The organism is Capnocytophaga sp. oral taxon 338 str. F0234 (assembly GCF_000192225.1).
GTDB lineage: Bacteria > Bacteroidota > Bacteroidia > Flavobacteriales > Flavobacteriaceae > Capnocytophaga.
Genome location: NZ_GL872413.1, coordinates 515,455 through 536,945 on the forward strand (window position 1 = coordinate 515,455; position 21,491 = coordinate 536,945).

18 protein-coding genes are annotated in these 21,491 nt (G+C 39.0%); 5 read left to right on the top strand and 13 right to left on the bottom strand.

Annotation, left to right across the window (positions count from 1 at the left end):
• Positions 1 to 36: 36 nt before the first annotated feature.
• The 3 genes from HMPREF9071_RS02435 to HMPREF9071_RS02445 all read right to left on the bottom strand — a co-directional run bounded on the left by HMPREF9071_RS02435 (position 37) and on the right by HMPREF9071_RS02445 (position 3,268).
• On the bottom strand, positions 37 to 717 hold the full coding sequence (locus tag HMPREF9071_RS02435) for a hypothetical protein (protein ID WP_009744964.1): 681 nt from the start codon (positions 715 to 717) through the stop codon (positions 37 to 39).
• 143 nt (positions 718 to 860) lie between these two features.
• Complete coding sequence (gene feoB, locus HMPREF9071_RS02440; RefSeq protein WP_009744965.1) at positions 861 to 3,032, bottom strand: ferrous iron transport protein B; 2,172 nt, start codon at positions 3,030 to 3,032, stop codon at positions 861 to 863.
• Positions 3,029 to 3,268, bottom strand: coding sequence for a FeoA family protein (locus HMPREF9071_RS02445; protein ID WP_009744966.1), 240 nt, complete (start codon positions 3,266 to 3,268; stop codon positions 3,029 to 3,031). Before HMPREF9071_RS02445 ends, feoB begins: the two co-directional genes overlap by 4 nt.
• 336 nt (positions 3,269 to 3,604) lie before the next feature.
• Between HMPREF9071_RS02445 and argS the strand changes: the two genes are divergently transcribed.
• Entirely contained in the window at positions 3,605 to 5,374 is a 1,770-nt protein-coding gene (gene argS / locus HMPREF9071_RS02450) for an arginine--tRNA ligase (RefSeq protein WP_009744967.1), read from the top strand.
• Positions 5,375 to 5,682: 308 nt separating this feature from the next.
• On the opposite strand, the gene HMPREF9071_RS02455 is transcribed toward argS, so the two are convergent.
• From HMPREF9071_RS02455 to HMPREF9071_RS02465, 3 genes are read right to left on the bottom strand one after another with little or no spacing between them, the layout of a single operon-like run.
• Positions 5,683 to 6,435: a succinate dehydrogenase/fumarate reductase iron-sulfur subunit gene (locus HMPREF9071_RS02455; RefSeq protein ID WP_009744968.1), complete on the bottom strand. Its 753-nt coding sequence runs from the start codon at positions 6,433 to 6,435 to the stop codon at positions 5,683 to 5,685.
• 6 nt (positions 6,436 to 6,441) lie between these two features.
• On the bottom strand, positions 6,442 to 8,472 hold the full coding sequence (locus HMPREF9071_RS02460; RefSeq protein ID WP_009744969.1) for a fumarate reductase/succinate dehydrogenase flavoprotein subunit: 2,031 nt from the start codon (positions 8,470 to 8,472) through the stop codon (positions 6,442 to 6,444).
• A gap of 6 nt (positions 8,473 to 8,478) precedes the next feature.
• Positions 8,479 to 9,147 (bottom strand): succinate dehydrogenase cytochrome b subunit, encoded by a 669-nt coding sequence (locus HMPREF9071_RS02465; protein ID WP_009744970.1) that lies wholly within the window; start codon positions 9,145 to 9,147, stop codon positions 8,479 to 8,481.
• Positions 9,148 to 9,418: 271 nt separating this feature from the next.
• Here HMPREF9071_RS02465 and HMPREF9071_RS12205 point away from each other — a divergent pair, with 271 nt between their 5' ends.
• The 4 genes from HMPREF9071_RS12205 (at position 9,419) to HMPREF9071_RS02480 (ending at position 14,547) form a co-directional block, all read left to right on the top strand.
• Positions 9,419 to 9,592, top strand: coding sequence for a hypothetical protein (locus HMPREF9071_RS12205; protein ID WP_009744971.1), 174 nt, complete (start codon positions 9,419 to 9,421; stop codon positions 9,590 to 9,592).
• A 158-nt stretch (positions 9,593 to 9,750) separates the two neighbouring features.
• Complete coding sequence (mfd, locus tag HMPREF9071_RS02470; protein WP_009744972.1) at positions 9,751 to 13,077, top strand: transcription-repair coupling factor; 3,327 nt, start codon at positions 9,751 to 9,753, stop codon at positions 13,075 to 13,077.
• 59 nt (positions 13,078 to 13,136) lie between these two features.
• Positions 13,137 to 13,643: a mechanosensitive ion channel family protein gene (locus HMPREF9071_RS02475; RefSeq protein ID WP_009744973.1), complete on the top strand. Its 507-nt coding sequence runs from the start codon at positions 13,137 to 13,139 to the stop codon at positions 13,641 to 13,643.
• 16 nt (positions 13,644 to 13,659) lie between these two features.
• A complete protein-coding gene (locus HMPREF9071_RS02480) occupies positions 13,660 to 14,547 on the top strand; it encodes a NifU family protein (RefSeq protein WP_009744974.1) in 888 nt (295 codons plus the stop codon).
• Positions 14,548 to 14,617: 70 nt separating this feature from the next.
• Here the strand turns inward: HMPREF9071_RS02480 and HMPREF9071_RS02485 are convergent, their stop codons facing one another.
• The 7 genes from HMPREF9071_RS02485 to HMPREF9071_RS02515 all read right to left on the bottom strand — a co-directional run bounded on the left by HMPREF9071_RS02485 (position 14,618) and on the right by HMPREF9071_RS02515 (position 21,421).
• The gene (locus tag HMPREF9071_RS02485; protein ID WP_009744975.1) at positions 14,618 to 15,133 is read right to left on the bottom strand and encodes a DUF3575 domain-containing protein; all 516 of its coding nucleotides are present in this window, start codon (positions 15,131 to 15,133) and stop codon (positions 14,618 to 14,620) included.
• A gap of 113 nt (positions 15,134 to 15,246) precedes the next feature.
• Positions 15,247 to 15,768: a methyltransferase gene (locus tag HMPREF9071_RS02490; protein WP_040358192.1), complete on the bottom strand. Its 522-nt coding sequence runs from the start codon at positions 15,766 to 15,768 to the stop codon at positions 15,247 to 15,249.
• Between the two features lie 11 nt (positions 15,769 to 15,779).
• A complete protein-coding gene (locus tag HMPREF9071_RS02495) occupies positions 15,780 to 16,916 on the bottom strand; it encodes a beta-ketoacyl-ACP synthase III (RefSeq protein ID WP_009744977.1) in 1,137 nt (378 codons plus the stop codon).
• A 63-nt stretch (positions 16,917 to 16,979) separates the two neighbouring features.
• Positions 16,980 to 17,747 carry a patatin-like phospholipase family protein gene (locus tag HMPREF9071_RS02500; RefSeq protein WP_009744978.1) on the bottom strand — a complete coding sequence of 256 codons (768 nt, stop codon included), beginning with the start codon at positions 17,745 to 17,747 and terminating at the stop codon, positions 16,980 to 16,982.
• 2 nt (positions 17,748 to 17,749) lie between these two features.
• Complete coding sequence (locus HMPREF9071_RS02505; protein WP_040358194.1) at positions 17,750 to 18,436, bottom strand: 5'-methylthioadenosine/adenosylhomocysteine nucleosidase; 687 nt, start codon at positions 18,434 to 18,436, stop codon at positions 17,750 to 17,752.
• A 19-nt stretch (positions 18,437 to 18,455) separates the two neighbouring features.
• The gene (locus HMPREF9071_RS02510) at positions 18,456 to 19,037 is read right to left on the bottom strand and encodes a DUF502 domain-containing protein (protein ID WP_009744980.1); all 582 of its coding nucleotides are present in this window, start codon (positions 19,035 to 19,037) and stop codon (positions 18,456 to 18,458) included.
• On the bottom strand, positions 19,034 to 21,421 hold the full coding sequence (locus HMPREF9071_RS02515) for an RND family transporter (RefSeq protein ID WP_009744981.1): 2,388 nt from the start codon (positions 21,419 to 21,421) through the stop codon (positions 19,034 to 19,036). The genes HMPREF9071_RS02510 and HMPREF9071_RS02515 overlap by 4 nt, the downstream gene beginning before the upstream one ends.
• Positions 21,422 to 21,491: the final 70 nt, after the last annotated feature.

The following is a 21,491-nucleotide window of genomic DNA, read 5'->3' on the forward strand; positions in this document are numbered from 1 at the left end:
CCTATTAGGGTTTATCTCCAAGTTCCTCAAAAAAGTTTAAACACGTTTATTGTATTGATGAGCATTATCAAAATCTATTTCATTTCTTTCTGCATAGAAATCTTCAGGAAGTGTGGGTTGCTTACCTAAGAAATAGTCATAAGAATCAGGATATTCTGTCAATGCTCCTATATATTTATACTTAATCCATTTTTGTTGGTTTTTTACGAAATCTTCCTCTAATCCATAGCCTTTTAGCTTTGTTTCAAGTTCACTGAAGAGAGATTTAAGGCTTTGCTTAAAGACTTGTGGTTCCTGCTTGAAAAGTGCCCCATCGGATCTAAATATTTTATTATTGACAAAGAGTTCTCTCTCTATTAGGTATTGTGTTTGCTTTGCTTGCGTACCGGATAAGGTTACTTTGGAGAGGTCTTGATTAAGAGAGAGTTCTATATTAGTCTCATTATCTAAATAAAGAGGAACTAATAGAGTAGGATTCTCAAAGAGATAGTAAGAATGATTCTCTGTTATAGGACGTATGGTATCTCGGAAAGAGCCATCGGTGCCGACAGGAATCTCCTTAAGAACTTCGTTGTTAAGAATGAGCTGTATTTTCTGGTTTTCAGGAATGGATACCTTTCCTGAGATCACTGCATAATCCGCCTTTTCTTGTGTTGGTTTTTCACCACATGCGGTGAGCAAACTCATGATAGCTACACTTGTAATGATTTTTCTCATGGTTACATTTTAATATGTTATAGTTTTGTATTTTGATTCAAGTCTCTTAAACTTTGTAAAATTCTGTCTTATTAAAAAATAGTATATTATTAATGAGAGCACTAAAAACATCCACTTTTTTACCCAAAAAAGAAAACGAGTTCTTAAAAGGCTATTTTCCACACTCTGCTTAGTAAAAAACACACCAATACCCCATATAGTACAGGTAAAAAGGTAGCAATGAGCGTCCATTTTTTACTATTAGTCTCCTTATAAATCGTATAGATAGTAGTACTACAAGGGTTGTGTAATAAGCTGAATAGCATCAGATTAATAGCAGTTAATAGGCTCCAGCCCCCCGCATGTAGTAAGGTGTCTATTTCGGAGGTACTAGCCTCCACCAGTACACCTGCTTCGCCTGCGGTAGCTTGACCTAATAACATTGTGGTAAGCATTAGTATAGTGGGGATAACGATCTCATTGGCAGGAATGGCTACTATGTATGCCAAGAGAATCACTCCGTTAAGTCCTATGAATATACCTATAGGATCTAAGCCATGTATAAGCCATAAGGCTATGGGTTGACTGCCTATTTGTATATTACAAATGAGCCATATTATGGCTCCTGCAGGAGCTGCAAATACGATAGCACGCCACAGTACAATGAGGGTACGGTCAATAAGAGAGGTATAAAGAGTTTGAAAGAAACGTGGAGGACGATAAGGAGGGAGTTCTAATACAAAGAAAGAGGACTCTCCTTTGAGCAAAGTTCTGCTCAGTAACCACGATGTGAAAAATGAAAAGATAATTCCTAATATTGCAATTCCTATTACAGCGAGCATGGATACAGTACCAGACCATTGTTTGGGTACCAATGCTCCAATGAATAGGGTAGCAATGAGTATTTGGGTAGGCCATCTGCCATTACAGAGAGAAAAGTTATTAGTAATAATAGCAATAAGTTTCTCTCGTGGACTATTAATAATACGTGTTGCCACGACTCCTGCAGCATTACAGCCAAATCCCATACTCATCGTAAGGGCTTGCTTGCCATGTGCTCCTGCCCGGCGAAAGAGCTTATCTAAGTTGAAAGCTACACGTGGTAGGTAGCCAAAATCCTCCAAAAGGGTAAATAAAGGGAAGAAAATAGCCATAGGAGGTAACATCACTGAAATAACCCAAGTAGTAGCCAGATAGATGCCATCAATAAGGAAACCGCTAAGCCACCATGGAAAATGCAAAGTCTCAGCGCCACTCTTCAGCAGAGGATATAACCAACCTACAAAAAAATCGGAAAGTAGTTCTGATGGGTAGTTAGCACCTGTAATAGTAATCCATAATACTATAGCCAATAGAAGGAACATAATAGGAAATCCCCAAAACTTATGAGTTACTATCCTATCAATGGCACGATCTATGCGGAAAGAGCGAGCAGAGAGGTCTGTACTCACTGAAGCATTTGTCAGGGCAGAGGCTTGTGCATAAATAGCTTCTACTAAATCATTACGGTAGTTGTCGCCTAATAGTTGATGGTACTTCTGAGCGATGTGTAGTAGATGCTTTTGTTCTTCAGGATTGTTTTTTTCCGAAAAAGAACCTTCGGCTATTCCTTTTTTTATACTTTGGTCACCTTCAATAAGGCGCATAGCTAGCCAATGTGTATTAGGGAGTGTAGGGTTCAGTTTGTTAAGTATTTGCTCTAATTGTGCAATAGCTTCAATGTGCTGTTTAGGGAGTTCTATAAATGTTTTTTTCTTAGTTTGGAACTTACCACTTACTACCTCCTCAATGGCAAGAAGTAAATCATCAATACCTTCTCTGGTACGGGCGCTGGTAGCTACTACAGGAATACCCAGATCCCGTGAAAGAGTACGTGTATCTATGCTAATATGATGTCGGGAAGCCTCATCCATTAAGTTTAGGCAAAGCACTGCTTTATCTGTAATTTCTAATATTTGAAGGGTAAGACTTAGGTTTCGCTCTAAGCGACTTGCATCTACCACTATCACGGTTACATCAGGCTTACCAAAGAGAATAAAATCCCGTGCTACTTCCTCATCTTCAGAGGTAGAAAGTAGCGAATATGTGCCAGGGAGATCAATTATTTTGTAACGTAAGTCATGGAATAGAAAACTTCCCTCAGCACGGGTAACTGTTTTTCCAGGCCAATTGCCCGTGTGTTGGCGCAGACCGGTAAGAGCATTGAACACAGTACTCTTCCCAGTATTAGGATTACCAGCCAAAGCAATAGTATAATCAAAAGTTCCTGTCTCCTCTCCTAAGGGTTTTAGGGAAGTTGAAGGGTTTAGAGCACAAGTATCACAAGTATTTTTCATAGGGATAAGCTAATTAATATACAAAGGGCATCCTCTTTGCGGAGGGCAATTTGGGTATTATGAATATTATATGCTATAGGGTCAGCCAAAGGGCTTATATTCTCCACAAATATTTTGGAACCACGTACAAAGCCTAAGTCCAACAAGCGTTGTCGTACCTCTTGTCGACATTCAGGGGTAAATCCTTCAATAATAGCGACTTGTCCTGTTTTTAGAGAAGCTAAAGTAAGTAACATAAGTATATTATTTATATAATATAAAATATATTTTTAGACGAGCAAAATTACAATTTTATATTATAACAACAAAATAATTTACCAAAATCTAAAAAATGTAATAAGGTTGGGTTTTAATAGGATAAAAAGAATGATTATAATAGATAATTTGGTTTTAAGTAAGAAAGCCTTGATCATACGAATGCTTTGGTATTACTTTGCATATATTCACTTATAGCATTAAAGAGATAAAAGAACTCCATTTGTAAGGAGGTAGGAGGAAACTAAAAAAACGAAACTAAAAAAACGAAACTAAAAATTATTTTGTACCTTTGCCACTTAATAAATACATGAGAAATGTTACAGGATATTCTATTAGAAAACAGTAAAGAAGGAATAAAGCAACTTTATGGAGTGACTATAGATAATATAGAAATCCAGCAGACACGCAAGGAATTTGAAGGAGATTTTACCCTTGTTCTTTTTCCCTTACTTAAGTATATTAAAGCTAATCCTCAGGAAATAGGAGAGAAGTTAGGGGCTTATTTGAAAGAGAGGACTCCTATAGTTGGTTATAATGTAGTGAAGGGTTTTCTGAATCTTACTATCATGGATAGCTACTTTTTGAGCATTTTCAATAGTATATTATCCCAAAAGGACTATGGTAAGATCCCTGTAACAGCAGATGCCCCTGCAGTGATTGTGGAATATTCCTCTCCTAATACGAATAAACCTCTTCACTTAGGTCATATTCGTAATAACCTCTTAGGCTTCTCTATGGCAAAAATATTGGAAGCTACAGGAAAAAGAGTGTATAAAACTCAGATTATCAATGATCGCGGTATCCATATTTGTAAGTCCATGCTTGCTTGGCAACTCTTTGGTAATGGAGAGACACCACAAAGCACAGGCATCAAGGGAGATAAGTTCGTAGGAAAGTATTATGTACTCTTTGATAAAGCCTATAAGGAGCAAGTTGCAGAACTTGTTTCACAAGGGAAAAGTAAAGAGGAAGCAGAGAGACAAGCTCCTATATTTCAGCAAGCCCAACAGATGCTTCGCCGTTGGGAGAAGGGCGATGCTCAAATCCTTGCTCTTTGGAAGCAAATGAACCAATGGGTATATGATGGTTTTGAGGTTACTTATCATAATTTAGGAGTAAGTTTTGACCGAAATTACTACGAGAGCGAAACATATCTTTTAGGTAAAGATATTGTCCAGAAAGGTTTGGAATCAGGTGTATTTTATCGTAAAGAGGATGGTTCTGTATGGATAGACCTTACTGAGGAAGGTTTGGATGAGAAACTAGTACTCCGTTCCGATGGTACCTCTGTATACATCACCCAAGACCTTGGTACGGCTACTAAGCGCATAGAGGATGATTTTCCTAATATTACCGGGATGATTTACACGGTAGGAAACGAACAGGATTATCATTTTAAGGTACTCTTCCTTATTTTACAAAAGTTAGGTTATAGCTGGGCAAAGAACCTTTATCACTTGAGTTATGGCATGGTGGAACTCCCTAATGGGAAAATGAAAAGTCGTGAAGGAACGGTGGTAGATGCTGATGACCTTATGCAGGAAATGGTTTCTGTGGCTCAAGGGCTCTCTCAAGAGCTTGGCAAATTAGAGGGATACACCGAGCAGCAGAAACAAGAACTCTACCATATTATAGGCTTGGGAGCCTTAAAATATTATATCCTTAAAGTAGACCCTAAGAAGAAAATAGCTTTTAATCCGGAAGAGTCTATTGATTTTCAAGGGAACACAGGACCTTTTATCCAATATACATACGCTCGTATACGCTCTATTATGCGAAAAGGAATTTATGAGATATCACCAGTATATATCCCGCTACATTCTAAAGAGAAACAGTTGATTAAGTTACTTATGATTTTTCCAGAGGTAATACAGAATGCAGCGACCACCTATAACCCTGCTTTGATAGCTAACTATGTATATGATCTGGTTAAGGAGTTTAATTCTTTCTATCAGAATTTATCTATCCTTGGAGAAGAAGATTTCTTGAAACGAGCTTTAAGATACCATCTCTCCTCTAAGGTAGGAGAGGTAATAGCTACAGGGTTTGATCTATTAGGTATTCAAGTGCCTGAAAGAATGTAAAATAAGTAAGCATGAAAATTTTTCATTATTTCTCACTTTTGGTACTTACTCCTATAATATTGTTCCTTGCTTATACGAGGGCAGAACATCCAAGGGGAATAATAGAGTTTTTTTGATTATTTTATTACTTCCTCAATACTTCCTCAATGGCAGAATGATATTTCCAATAGCTATCATTCTTATCTGATATGCAAGGGAATCCCTTTTAAGAAGCATAAAAGGCTTAATGATAAATAATAAAAGAGGCTATCCAAAAATGGTAGCCTCTTTATTAGATTATAAATGAATCCCAAGGTTAGGATAGTGAACTATTTAATACTTGCTTTGAGGTATTCACGGTTCAATCTTGCGATATTCTCCAAGGAGATACCCTTAGGACACTCTACTTCACAAGCGCCAGTATTGGTACAGTTACCAAAACCTTCATGTTCCATTTGGTTAACCATGTTAAGTACACGTTCGGTAGCCTCTACCCGTCCTTGAGGGAGTAGGGCGAACTGAGATACTTTAGCAGCGACAAAGAGCATTGCTGAGGAATTCTTACAAGTGGCTACACAAGCTCCGCAACCTATACAAGCGGCTGCATCCATAGAGCGGTCAGCATCGCGCTTAGGAATAGGAATAGCATTAGCATCCTGTGTATTACCAGAGGTATTGACGGAGATGTACCCTCCAGCCTGTTGGATGCGTTCAAAAGCACTTCTATCCACCATAAGGTCTTTGATTACAGGGAAAGCTGTAGAACGCCATGGTTCAATAGTGATGGTATCACCATCCTTGAACATACGCATGTGTAGTTGGCAGGTAGTTATCCCTCGGTCAGGTCCGTGAGCTTCTCCATTGATAAAGAGAGAACACATACCACAGATACCTTCACGACAGTCATGGTCAAAAGCGATAGGTTCTTCTCCTTGCTCTATAAGTTGTTCATTCAGTATATCCAACATTTCCAAGAAAGACATGTGATCGGAAATGTTATTGACTTTATATTCTACCATGCGACCTTTCTCTTGAGAGTTTTTCTGTCGCCACACTTTGAGTGTTAGGTTCATTGTTGCCATATCTTCTTATTTATAACTACGTTGTTTGAGTTCTATATCTTTGAATACTAAAGGTTCTTTGTGTAATACCTCTTCGCTTGGGTTGTAGGTGTTAATTATCTCAGTAGGATCACCTGTGTATTGCCAAGCCGCTACGTATGCATAGTTTTTGTCATCACGGAGGGCTTCCCCTTCTGGAGTTTGATACTCTTCACGGAAGTGTCCACCACAAGATTCGTTGCGCTCTAAGGCATCTTTAGCAAAGAGTTCACCCAGTTCAAGGAAGTCGGCTACACGATTAGCTTTTTCCAGTTCTACATTCATACCAGTGAGTTCTCCAGGTACTTTTACATCGCGCCAGAACTCTTCACGGATTTCGCGTATTTCTTGGATGGCTTGTTTAAGACCTTCTGCATTACGAGCCATACCTACTTTGTCCCACATCACCTTACCGAGCTTCTTGTGGAAGTAATCTACGGAGTGGGTTCCTTTGTTATTGATAAAGTGAGCTAAGCGTTCTTTCACTACGCGTTCTGCTTCATCAAACTCAGGAGAGTTGGTAGGGATTTTTCCGGTACGGATATCCGCAGAAAGATAGTCACCTATGGTATAAGGTAATACGAAATAGCCATCTGCCAAGCCTTGCATTAAGGCAGAAGCACCCAATCGGTTAGCACCATGGTCAGAGAAGTTAGCCTCTCCTATGGCATAAAGTCCAGGTACAGTGGTCATTAGGTTATAATCCACCCAGATACCTCCCATAGTGTAGTGAGTGGCTGGGTAAATCATCATAGGGGTTTTGTAAGGATTTTCTGCTACAATCTTTTCGTACATTTGGAAAAGATTACCATACTTAGCCTCAATGATTTTTTCTCCACGACTGGTAATTTCTTCTTTGCTAGGGTTTTCTATACCATGGATCTTACATTGTTCACGTCCGTAACGTTCGATAGCAGAGGAGAAGTCAAGGTATACAGCTTCCCCTGTTTCATTCACTCCATAACCAGCATCACAACGTTCTTTAGCGGCACGAGAAGCTACGTCACGAGGTACAAGGTTACCGAAAGCAGGATAGCGGCGTTCCAAGTAGTAATCACGGTCTTCTTCAGGTATTTCGGTAGGTTTTTTACGTTTTTCACGAATAGCAATGGCATCTTCCATTTTCTTAGGTACCCAAATACGTCCATCATTACGTAAGGATTCGGACATAAGGGTTAGCTTAGACTGGTAGTCTCCTGAGCGTGGGATACAAGTAGGGTGAATTTGAGTAAAGCAAGGATTAGCGAAGAAAGCACCTTTCTTGTGTATTTTCCAAGCTGCTGTAGCATTACAACCCATAGCATTGGTGGAAAGAAAATATACGTTACCATACCCTCCAGTAGCGATTACCACAGCATGGGCGGAGTGACGTTCGATTTCTCCTGTTACGAGGTTACGAGCTATGATTCCACGAGCCTTACCATCTACAATTACCACGTCAAGCATTTCATGACGGTTATACATATCTATTTTACCACGGGCTATTTGTCGGTTCATAGCCGCATAACAACCTAAAAGCAGCTGTTGTCCTGTTTGTCCCTTAGCGTAGAAGGTACGAGAAACGAGTACCCCACCGAAAGAACGGTTGTCCAAGAGTCCACCGTAATCACGTGCGAAAGGCACTCCTTGTGCCACGCATTGGTCAATAATATTCCCAGAGACTTCTGCTAAGCGGTATACATTGGCTTCACGGGCACGATAGTCACCTCCTTTCACAGTATCATAGAAAAGGCGGTAGGTAGAGTCACCATCTCCCATATAGTTTTTAGCAGCATTGATACCTCCCTGTGCAGCAATAGAGTGAGCACGACGGGGAGAGTCTTGGTAAGCAAAAGCTTTTACATTATAACCAAGTTCAGCCAAAGTAGCAGCAGCAGACCCTCCCGCAAGTCCTGTACCTACTACAATAATATCAATATTACGCTTGTTAGCAGGGTTTACAAGGTTGATATGATCTTTATATTTTGTCCATTTGTCCGCAAGAGGACCTTCTGGTATTTTAGAATCTAATGTACTCATAAGGTGTTATATTAAAGAGTTAATGTAATGGTAAAGGGCTACAAAAATAAAGCCTCCACAGATGATGTAGGAATACCAATTTCCTAAACAACTGATGAATTTTTTGCGTTTGTCATCCTTCCAACCCATGGATTGGAAAGCGGATTGGAATCCGTGAAGCAAGTGTAAGCAGAGGAAAACAAAAGCTAACACATAGAGGATAACACGCCAAAGAGAATGGAACTTTTCTACAAGCTCTCCATAGTAACGGGTTTCATCAGGAGCATATCCTTGAATGTACTTGTAGTTCATTTCGCCTACCCAAAAGTCATATAGGTGAAGGGCAAGGAAAAGAAGAATCATGATTCCTGTGATAATCATATTACGGGACATCCAAGAGGCATTGGCAGCTCCATTGTAACTGTAATAAGGATTATTACCACGTGCTTTTTTGTTCTGGAGTTCAAGGACAAACCCCATTACAAAGTGAAAAATCACCCCTAATAAAAGTACAGGCTGCAAAGCAAACTGGATAAGAGGATTGGTTCCCATAAAATGAGAAAGCATGTTGAAAGTATCTTCGCTCAACACTGACATGAAGTTCACTGCCAAGTGTATCACCAAGAAAAGAATAAGAAAAAATGCCGATAAAGCCATCGCCACTTTTCTTGCAACGGATGTTTTAAATATTCGCATATTCTTTAATATATAAGTTTCTAAAAATGAATGAATTAAATCATTTACGTAATAATGCCACAAAGGTACAATGTTTTATAATTCTTTACAACAAAAAATGGGAGAAACTACCTAATTTATAGTTGGTTTAAATTAGATAAAAAATGAGACTCTTCTTATTTAGTTTTTAATGGAATAGAAAGAGATTAAATATTTAATAAAAAATCACAAAAAGTTTATTTTTTTGTTTTAAAAAATGTATTTTTTCGATACCAAAGTAAATTAATATATCATGAAAAAAATAATATATTTATTAGTTGTGATCTTGTCTCTTGGGGCTTGTCACAAAGAAAACAAACAGAAAGATAGAGAAATACTGTGTTGTAATACACCTGAAACAGATGCTATTATTCTTATAGATAAAACTTTAGTACCAGAGGGTTCTTTGGAGGAGTTCGTCTTATAGGAGGAAAATGAGGCTAAAAAAATAGTACCAAAGCAATTCATACGCTCTGGAGTTGAGAAAAATAAAATTTATTTCATTTTGCGAATTTTCTATTTCCATTTTTCGTTATTCATTGGAAAAGTTGTACTTTTGCCTTTTGGTCAGGAATACTTTATAAGATGAGTAAAGAACTACTTCTTACCTCCTTTTGGGAGGGAGAATCTTACAAGCAGTTGTCTCAACACATAAAAGGGAAAATACCCTGTTATATGGAGGGTATTGTAGGATCAGCTATCTCTTTTGTTCTTTCAGAGATTTTTAAACAAACAAAGCAAACTCTCTTTTTTGTAGGAGATGATAAGGAGCAAGCCGCTTACTTACTCAATGATTTGGAGCTGCTTCTAGGGCAAGATCAGGTGCTTTTCTTTCCCAGTAGTTACCGTCGTCCTTATCAGACAGAGGAAACAGATAATGCTAATGTGCTTCTGCGCGCTGAGGTACTCTCTCATATACAAAAGGAAGCAAAGGTAGTAGTTTCCTACAGTGAAGCTCTTTTTGAGAAGGTGCTGACCCGGCAGCAATTGGAAAAGAATACCCTTACCCTTAAGGTGGGAGAGCAACTTTCATTGGATACTCTGAATGAAGTACTCTTTGAATATCAGTTCAACAGAGTAGATTTTGTAAGTGAACCTGGGGAATTCTCCGTACGAGGAGGGATTGTGGATGTCTTTTCCTTCTCCAATGATACTCCTTACCGCATTGAATTCTTTTCGGATGTAATAGAGAGCATCCGTAGCTTTGATGTGGAAACACAACTTTCCATTCAGCAGGTACCCTCTGTGGTGATTATTCCTAATATAGAAAACAAATTGGCAGGGGAGCAACGAACCTCTTTTCTGTCCCTTTTGCCTGAGAATACTCTGATTTTTACTCAAGATTTTGAACTTTTTGTTCCTAAGTGGGAAAAGATGTACCAGAAGGCACAGGAGACCTTTGCGACGCTTAATAATACCATTGCGCACTTGCCTCCTCAGGAACTCTTCTCTGAAGCAACGGAGTTGCTTAAGGAGTTTGAAAGGCGGTATGTCATTAAGATTAATCCTCATTTTCCCCAAGAGGAAAAGGGAGAGAAGGTTTTCTTTGCCATGCGCACACAACCCTCCTTTAATAAGCGCTTTGAACTGCTCATACAGCACTTTAAGGAAAAATATAATGAAGGATACAGCAACTATATTTGTTGTGTAAGTGTTCAACAGGCTCAGCGTTTTTTGGATATCTTTGAGGAACTACATGAACAGGTGCCCTGTGAACTTATTGAATTTCCTCTTGCTATGGGCTTTACGGATACATTAGATAAAATCAACTGTTATACTGACCACCAGATATTGGAACGTTATCATAAGTTCAATATCCGAAATGGCTATGCTAAGAAGCAAGCCATTACCCTTAAGGAACTCCATCAGTTGACTATAGGAGACTATGTAACACATATTGATCATGGGATAGGTAAGTTTGCTGGCTTGCAAAAAATAGAGGTGGATGGAAGGCAACAGGAAGCTATTAAGCTCATTTATGGGGATAGGGATGTCCTGTATGTGAGTATTCATTCCCTACACAAAATCAGTAAGTATAATGGTAAGGATGGAGCTCCTCCTAAGCTTTATAAGCTGGGTAGTTCTGCCTGGAAAACCCTTAAACAGAGGACTAAAGCACGGGTCAAGCAAATTGCCTTTAATCTTATTCAACTTTATGCTAAGCGTAAGGAATCCGTAGGATATGCTTTTGCTCCAGATTCTTTCCTACAGAAGGAACTGGAAGCCTCTTTTATCTATGAAGATACCCCTGATCAAAGTAAGGCAACCCTTGAAGTTAAGCAGGATATGGAGAGTGCCCGTCCTATGGATAGGTTAGTGTGTGGAGATGTTGGTTTTGGAAAAACGGAAGTAGCTATACGTGCTGCCTTCAAAGCTGTGGATAACAGTAAGCAAGTAGCCGTATTGGTACCTACTACCATCCTGGCGTTCCAGCATTACCAGACATTCTGCGACCGCCTTAAGGGGCTTCCTGTACGGGTGGAATATCTCAATCGTTTTCGTACTGCTAAGGAGAAGAACCAAGTATTAACTGATTTGGCTTTAGGAAAGATAGATATTCTTATAGGCACTCACCAAATTGTGAATGAGAAAGTGAAATATAAGGATTTAGGTTTGCTTATCATTGATGAAGAACAGAAATTTGGCGTAGCCGTCAAGGATAAGCTTAAAACCTTACGTGAGAATATAGATGTATTGACCCTTACAGCCACCCCTATCCCGCGTACCTTACAGTTCAGCCTGATGGCTGCTCGTGACCTCTCAGTAATTACCACTCCACCACCTAATCGCTACCCTATTGAAAGCCAAGTAATCACTTTCAGTGAGGAGGCAATCCGCGATGCTATTTCTTATGAATTGCAACGAGGGGGACAGGTATTCTTTATCCATAACCGAGTGGAGAATATTAAGGAGGTGGCAGGAATGATTCAGCGCCTTGTTCCTGATGCAAGGATAGGAATAGGACATGGACAAATGGAGGGAAAAGCCCTTGAGGAAGTCATGCTTGCTTTTATCAATGGAGATTATGATATTTTAGTAGCCACTACCATTATAGAAAGTGGTTTGGATGTTCCTAATGCTAATACTATATTTATTCATAATGCTCAGCATTTTGGACTCTCTGACCTTCACCAAATGCGAGGTAGAGTGGGGCGCAGTAACAAAAAGGCTTTTTGCTACTTTATCACCCCTAATCTTTCGGAATTACCGGAGGATTCCCGTAAGCGTATCCAAGCTATTGCTCAGTTCTCCGATTTAGGAAGTGGTATTCAGATTGCTATGAAGGATTTAGAGATACGAGGGGCAGGAGATCTGCTTGGTGGAGAACAGAGTGGCTTTATTAATGATATAGGTTTTGATGCTTACCAAAAAATCCTACAAGAAGCCGTAATGGAACTCAAGGAAAATGAATTTGCCTCCCTCTATACAGATACCTCTCAAACAGAAGTATTCCTTACCGATACTCAGTTGGATAGTGATTTTGAGTTACTTTATCCAGATAATTATATCAATAGTATTACCGAAAGGCTTAACTTGTATAATGAGTTAAGTAATCTCAAGAGTGAAGAGGAACTTACCAGATATGAGAACCGATTAATAGACCGTTTTGGTCCTTTGCCACAACAAGCAAAAGACCTACTTAATTCTGTTCGCATCAAGTGGGTAGCTACACGAATGGGCATAGAACGGCTTGTAATGAAGCAAGGGAAAATGCTTGGCTACTTTATAGCAGACCAACAAAGCAAATTCTATCAGAGTGATATTTTTCAAAAAGTATTGAGTTTTGTACAGCTTAATTCAGATAAGTGCCACCTCAATGAAAAAGAAACACGTAACGGATTGCGCCTGATCATCACCTTTGATAAGATTACTTCCATAGATAAGGCTTTAAGAATTCTGAACAGCTTCTAGAGAAGGATATGGACGTTGATACAATTAGTAAAAGTATTCACCCTTAATTTTTTCATATTATGATTTTTGATTTTGCTACAGAGAAGTATGGGCATATCATTGCTACGGTGATCACCTTGTTTATATTCTTTTTTCTCAAGCGTTTTTCGGATTCCCTGGTGAAGCGTTTTGGGATAAAGTCCGATTTCCCTAAAGTACGTATTCAATTGGTCAAGAAGTATATAGATTTTCTTTTATGGGGATTACTCTTTGTAGTGGTAGTTTCCATTTGGGGAGTAAAGCCTGACCAGATATTTCTCTTTATCTCCTCCATACTTACTGTAATTGGGGTAGCATTTTTTGCCCAATGGTCTATACTGAGTAATGTAACGGCAGGGATTATTGTATTTTTCTCCTTTCCTTTTAAGATAGGGGATAGGATCCGTATCATGGATAAAGATTTCCCTTTAGAAGCAGAGATAAAAGATATTAATTCTTTCTATACCTTGCTGAAAACCGCTACAGGGGAGAAAGTCTCCCTACCTAATAATTTGCTCCTACAGAAAGCAGTAGTTATTATAAAATAAATAACTTTAGATAATCATGAGATTGGACATACAAAGAACCACTAATCCGGCAATTATAAAGCTTGAGGCTCCTGTTATTCTTGTTAAAGGGAGCTACCAGTTTACCACAGAAGAACAAGCTGAGAATAGTCCATTAGCGAAGGAACTCTTAGCTATTCCTTTTATAAAGACAGTATTTATCTCGGCTAATTTTATTGCCTTAGAAGCCCTTCCTATTGTGGAATGGGATGATGTTGCCCAAGAGGTAGCACTTCAAGTAGAGGCTTATCTTAGAAGAGGAGCTCCTATACTCATAGATAATATACCTGAAGAGGCGGTTCCTCTGCGTAAAATCCCTGTTACTATCTATGTGGAGAGTACTCCTAATCCTATGGCAATGAAATTTGTAGCTAATAAGAAACTCGTTAGCCGTGTATATGAATACAAGTCTGCTCAAGAGGCTGCTGAATCTCCTTTGGCAGCAGCACTTTTTAAGTTTCCTTATGTGAAGGAAGTCTTTTTTGATAGTAATTATATCTCTGTTATTCGCCAACCCAAAATATTATGGGAAGAAGTGATGATGGAACTTAGAGAATTCATTCGCCAATACCTTATGGCAGGAAAACCTGTGGTGAGGGTGATAGTAGAAGACGGGGACAGACCTAAGGGGTTACCTACTTTAAATGATATTTATTCCAGAAAGATTATTGCCATCTTAGATCAATATATAAAACCTGCAGTCTCCAGTGATGGAGGAAATATACAGTTTGTTAGTTATGATAAAGAATCTCAGGTGGTAAAGGTACTCATGCAAGGGGCTTGTAATGGTTGTCCTTCGTCCAAACTCACCTTAAAGCAGGGGATAGAGGCTATCCTAAGAGAAAAGATGAAGAATGAAAGAATTGTAGTAGAAGCCATAAATTAAGGTGAAGGATGAACAAGAGAGAGGCTACCCTTTTCGGACAGCCTCTCTGAGTATAAAACAAAGTTATAAATTAGAAACGGAATCCTAAGCGAACCCCAGCATTAGGCTCTACTGCCCAGAATTTTTCGTTGACAGGTCCGCTGAAGTTACGACCGATATTTGCATAAGGAGCTACCACAAACTTACTATTGAATACCCATGCATAACCAGCACCTACTCCAATGATAAAAGCACCCATTTTGGTTTCTACATCGTCCTTATCGGTATATTTTCCTACACGAACTTTTATAAAAGGATTTAGGTAAATACCTACTGCATCAGTGGAATCAAAGTAATAGTTATATCCTACTTTAAAACTGGTAGCATTGAACTTACCTCCATCTTTTGGAAAATAAGAAAAGCGGTCAATAAAAAAGATTTCTCCATCTACGGATTGGTTATCATCTAGGTAATATTCATAGCCAAGTTCTATAGAAGGAACTGCTATTACATTAAGAATGTTAAGCTTAGCTTCATTCTTATACGTTTGTGCAAAAGCACTTAAGGAAACAAGTGCCAGTGCCATACTAAAAAGTATTCTTTTCATATAAATTCACTTTTAAATTAGGGTGCAAAAGTACTATTTTTTTTTAAATAAACTATCTTTTACAAGTCGAAAATCTGATTTGTGAAGATTCCGAAAAAGAGTCTTTCTTAAAACTATATTTTCCTTTCGGCATATACAGCATAGTATCTTGGCACGAAGTATCTTAATAGGGGGCGGAACCCTAATTTTCCAGTAGGGTGTGTCCATTTTTCACGATACTTGATTTCCCAGCCTGTTTTCTCTAAGAGCATATCCAGTTGCCAACTTTCAAATTCATGATAATGGCAATCACGAGGATCTTTGTCATTACGGTAAGCAGAGGCGAACCATAGTCGTAAGGGGACGGTTACCAAGAGTTTTTGGGCAGGGAGATGCTGTAACACTCCAAAGGGATTCACCAGATGCTCCAATATTTCCAGAGCAGTTACAAAATCACTTTTGTATTGTGTTAGTTTTTCAGGATAAAGATCCAAATCCTCACCAGAGGTATTGGTTACCGTATAACCTTCTCTTTCCATCACTTCAGAGAACGGATTACGCACTCCTAAGTCCAATATATGGGTATCCTTAGGGGCAAATTGCTTTAAGATAGTCAATGTTCTCCGATAGCGTTTTTCAGGATAAATCTGGTACATTTCATTCATGATTACATTACTCTTAAAAAGGCATAAGAATAGGAAAAGCGCCCACTTTCAGGAACAGAGAGCAGCAAAGTATCCCCTTGTTTGAGATTCCCTGAATTCATCAGTTCTTCAAGCATGAGGTAAGGGGAGGCACTTCCTACATTACCTACTTTTGTTAGGTTCATAAACCAGCGTTCTAAAGGAATATTGATTCCTACTTTTTTAAGTTGCTCATATAAACGTTCTCTAAAGTAGTTAGAAGAAATATGAGGGAGGAAATAAGTAACCTCATCGGCAGAGAGCGCATGTTTGCATAAGGCAGTGTGCATACTTTCTGCCCCTTTGAGTAAGATATTCTCATTGAGGAGCTTTACATCTTGCTTGATGGCAAAGATAGATTGTTCTAACCATTGTTCAGGGGTATAATCACTCCATGCTTTAAGGGAACCATCTGCCTGTTTTTCTCCTCCTGCATACATGCAGGCTTCTAACTGATGGGCATAGGAGAAAGCTTCCATCCATTCTATGCGGAGGGAAGTGCCTGTAGGATGAGGTACATTTTCCAAAAGGAAAGCTCCTGCTCCATCGGAGAGCATGAAGCGTAAGAAGTCCTTCTGAAAAGCTATAATAGGATGTTCTTCCAAGAGAATGAGAGATTGTATTTCTGTTTCATACTTATCCGAACGTAACCATGCAGAGACCCTTTCGGAACCTGTGCATACGGCATTTATACTATTGCCTGCTTTTACAGAAAGATAACCAAACTTCAAGGCATTCATACCTGAATTGCATACCCCAGCAGAAGAGTTTAATTCCACAGATTGTCCCTTTAACAATCCATGTACCATAGCTGCATGTGAAGGCAGTAAACAGTCAGGGGTGGAGGTGCCACAGGAGAGCACTTCTATATCCTTAAGAGAAAAATGATTATCAAAGAGATTTTCTATGGCAAGGCAAGTAAGCGATGCATTGGTATGGGTAGGATTACCCTGTGGGTCAAGGGCATAATAGCGAGTTTGTATACCATTGTTCCTCAGTACAATCCGCTTTGCTTTGGAGGTGGAGTCCTGTATCTTTCCTAAGAAAAGTTCCATTTGCTCATTGTTAACAGGAGCATTAGGCAAATACTTACTTGCTTTGGTGATATATACTTGATTCATTAAAATTCAATAGTTTATGGAAGTGTAATTTGTTTTGGGCGTGCAAAGGTACAAATTTTTTAGCTATTCACTTATCAATCGTCTAAGGGTATCTATTTGCTTGAAGGCTTGTTGGTATCCATAATCAAAGGCATTATCAATGAGCTTAACATCCAACACTCCTATATTATTGAGCTGAAGGAGGAAGATATAATCACATTTTTTGAATTTTCGGCTGTAGGATCCATCTAAGGTAATGTTATAGATTCGTTGTAGGAATTTGATAGGGCTATTGAGTTCTTTTTCGCTGACTTGCCCCAGAGGATTAACAAAGCTTCCTATGAGGATTTCACATTTTCCTTTTAGAGGTTCAATAGGGAAATTATTAAGCAATCCTCCATCACAGTAGAGGTCTTTATCTATCTTTACAGGAGAGAAGTAAGGGGGTAATGCTGAAGAAGCAATAAGGGGTTCTATAAGCTTTCCCTGACTGAAATAGGTAGCCTTTCCACTAATGAGATTGGTTGCAGTGACGATAAGGGGGATGGAAAGTTCTTCAAAAGTTTGACAAGTGATAAACTTTTTGAAAAGGGCAGGGTACTTATCACTATCTACTAAGCCCATTTTTCCAAAGGAGAACATAGAGAATTTGAAAAGAGGAGTACTCTTAAAAAAGTCTTTCATTTCTTCAGGAGAAACTCCTGAAGCATACAATCCTCCTATAAGGGCACCTCCGCTAGTACCTGAAATAATAGAGGGTCTGAGCTCATGCTCTTCTAAAGCCTTGAGGATTCCTGCATGGGCTAAGGCACGAACCCCTCCTCCTGAGAGAACAAGTCCAAAGGTTTTCATATTTAAATTTGTTTTATAAAATCAGTATTCATTTTTGCCGATAGGGTAGCGGCTTGCTTGACGAAAGTATCGTATGAAATGGTATTCCCTTCCCCTGCATTGTCCGATACAGCACGTAGGATGAGAAAAGGAGTATTAAGCAAATAGCAAGTTTGGGCAATAGCTGCTGCCTCCATTTCCACTGCGAGAGCCTCAGGGAAGTGTGATTCTATCCATTGGCGTGTTTGAGGCTTACTTACAAAAGAGTCCCCACTAACAATAGGGGCACAGTGAAGCTGGGAGGAGTGTTTTTTAATCGTTTCTTGTGCTTTGGTGAACCATTCTTTAGCAGGGAGATACCCCTTAGGCATCTGTGCTTGCTGTCCTAAAGCATAGCCAAAGGCAGTTATATCTACATCATAATAGAGTACTTCAGTGGCAAGTACTATGTCAAATACCTTACTGTGCTGCAAGCCTCCGGCAGTACCTGTATTGATGATAAGGTCAGGAGAAAAATGGTCTATCAAAAGGGAGGTTCCTACCGCAGCACTTACCTTGCCAATACCGCAGAGGAGTACTACTATCTGATGAGCTCCTATAGTTCCTTCATAGAAGTTATACTGATGTAAGGTGGTAGGAGCAGGATTGCCTATTTGTGCTCTAAGGAGCTGAATTTCAATTTCCATTGCTCCAATAATTCCTATTCTCATGGCTTTTATTCTTTGTTTTTTACTTTTCATTTTTCATTCCTACAGTTCCTCCACTGACAGCGAACTCCATAGCCTGTTTGGCAGAGAAACCCTCAGCAGGCTTTATATTTTCTTTTTGAATCACTATCACCCAGCCTGATATGGCATACGAATGAGGCAGATACACACTCACCATCTGAGAAAGTGAAGCAAAGGACATATCTTCCTGAGTGAGAAATCCTATGCGCCATATCTCTGGATTCTCCTGTACTCTCACCCATACAGGGGTGGAGAATTTCTGTTTGTCTCCTACAAAAGAACCTATTACCTCACGGATGGTTTTGTAGATGAATTTTACGCCAGGGGTGTGCTCCAGAATATAGTTCAGCCCCTCTACTAAGAGTTTCCCAGCAAGAAAACGACTCCCCAGATAGCCAATGATAGTAGTCCCTACTACGATAATAGCAAAGACCAGACCAGGGAAGCGCTCTGAAATATGAGGGATAAGATTATCCACACTATAAAAAATAGACCAGATAATCCAAATAGTTGTGCTAAGAGGACCTATGATAAGTACCCCCTGTAGGAAATATTTTAGAAAAGTACGTATATAAGGGTTCATATTCTCTTGTCTTTTTCCGTGTTAGTAGACTCCTCGTCCTCATCTTCTCCAAGGACATCTATATTAGGTTCTTTAAGTGTTTGTTTGTTGGCAATACTTTTTTCCAAAGCTATTAATAAGGAAGGGAGTAGGATAAGGTTACTTGCCATGGCAAAGAGTAAAGTAGTTGAGATGAGTCCACCCAGTGCCTTAGTGCCTCCAAAACGGGAGAGTGTAAAGATAGAAAAGCCAAAGAATAACACTATGGAAGTGTAGAACATACTAATCCCTGTTTCCTGTAAAGCAGCATATACTGAGCGTTTTACTTTCCAATTATGGTAAATCAGTTCTTGACGGTATTTGGCAAGGAAATGAATAGTATCATCAATAGAAATACCGAAAGCAATACCAAATACTAAAATAGTAGAAGGTTTCAGAGGAATCCCTGCATACCCCATGACTCCTGCCGTAATAAGTAGAGGTAATAAGTTAGGAATCAAGGAGATAATTACCATTTTAAACGAACGAAACATATACCCCATCATTAAGGCAATAATCCCAATGGTAAGGAGTAAGGACTGGATAAGGTTCCCTACTAAGTAATCTGTTCCTTTGGTGAACATATAAGCCTTTCCTGTAAGGCGAATAGTGTATTGATCTTTAGGGAAGAGTTTGTCAGTTTGTTTAGCAATAGCTTCCTCTATATGATGCATTTTCTCGGTGCCAATATCCTTCATAAAAACAGTAATACGGGCTATCTGTCCTGTGCTATCTACAATACTATGAAGCATATCGGACTTGCCTCCTGAATTCTTAATATAGGAAAGTAAGAAAGTGCGCTCTTGAGCGGTAGGGAGATCAAAATACGAAGCCTTTCCATTATAAAAAGCTTGTCGAGCATATTTTACTAATCTGACTACCGAAATGGGTTGAGATATTTCAGGTATATCTTCTAAGAATTCTTCTAACTTAGCCATACTCTGTAGGGTATTAGGGCGCATAACACCATTTTTTCGTCCTGTATCTACCGTAATTTCCAGAGGCATGATCCCTCCGAACTGCTTTTCAAAGAAAAGAATATCGTCATAGAATGTTTCACTCTTGGGCATGTCCTCAATAATGCTTCCTGAGATATGTATACGATATATTCCAATAATACTTACTACAAGAAGAGCAACAGCTACGGAGAAAGTAGCAAAACGATGTTTCTTAACAATCTGCTCTATAGTTTGCAAGAGCCCTCCTATCCATTGTTTGGACAAATGTTTCAGGTGCCTCTCTTTTGGAATAGGCATAAAGCTATAGATGATAGGGATAAGGCATAATGAGATTACGTATAAGCACATAATACTGATGGAAGAGACAATACCAAATTCCTTAAGTATTTTACTTTCTGTAATGATAAAAGTAGCAAAGCCCGCTGCTGTAGTTAGGTTGGTTAGCAAGGTAACATTCCCTACTTTGGTAATTACTCGCTGAAGAGCCATTGCCTTATAGCCATGCTTTTGTATTTCTTGCTGGTAACGGTTAATAAGAAAAACACAATTTGGTACCCCAATAACTATGACCAGAGGAGGAATAACAGCAGTGAGTATGGTAATCTCATAATGGAAAAGTCCTAAAAAACCGAATGCCCACATTACCCCAACCAGTACACAGCAGAGGGAGATAAACATAGCACGAAAAGAACGAAAGAAGAAGAGTAGCACTAAACAGGTTGCCAGTAGGGCTCCTCCTATGAAAAGTCCTATCTCTCCTGTAATAACCTCAGTGCTTAGGGTACGTATATAGGGCATCCCTGAAACATACAAAGGAGTTTGTAGCTCAGTTTGATATTTTTCTATTAAGGGTCTGAGGTCTTTAAGAATAAAATCCTTACGAATAGCAGTATTAACAATATCCTTGCGTAAAGAGACCGCCATACGTAAGGTAGTTCTCTTTTGGTTAAATAGAAGTCCTTCATACACAGGGGTCTGTGTAAGGAGCTTGTGAGTGAGCGTGTCTAATTCCTTTTGATTTTTTATCTGTTTAGGGAAGAAATCATGAGTTACAAAAGCCTCTTTCACAGTATCCTTGACCAACTCTTTAATAGTATTGAGGGAGAGTACACCTTCCACTTGAGGATATTTCTGTAAATCAGAGGCAAGGGCATTCCACTTATTGAACTTTTCAAGTGTTTCAATAGCCTTACTATCTACTCCAATAACCACTAAGTTTCCTTCTTCTCCAAAAATCTTTAGGAATTGTTCATATTCCTTACTAATAGGGTTGTCTTCGGGAAGCATGTTTGCTTCGGAATAGGTCATACGGATGTTCTTCCATTGTGATGCTAAAAAAATGGTAATTCCTGCAAAAAGAGCAAGAAATACATAGCGATTACGCAATACTAAGCGTGCTACGAACATCCAGAAATTATTTAGTACTTTCCTCACTTTCAGTTGTTTAATAAGATAATGGTGAAAAATAGAGTTTCAT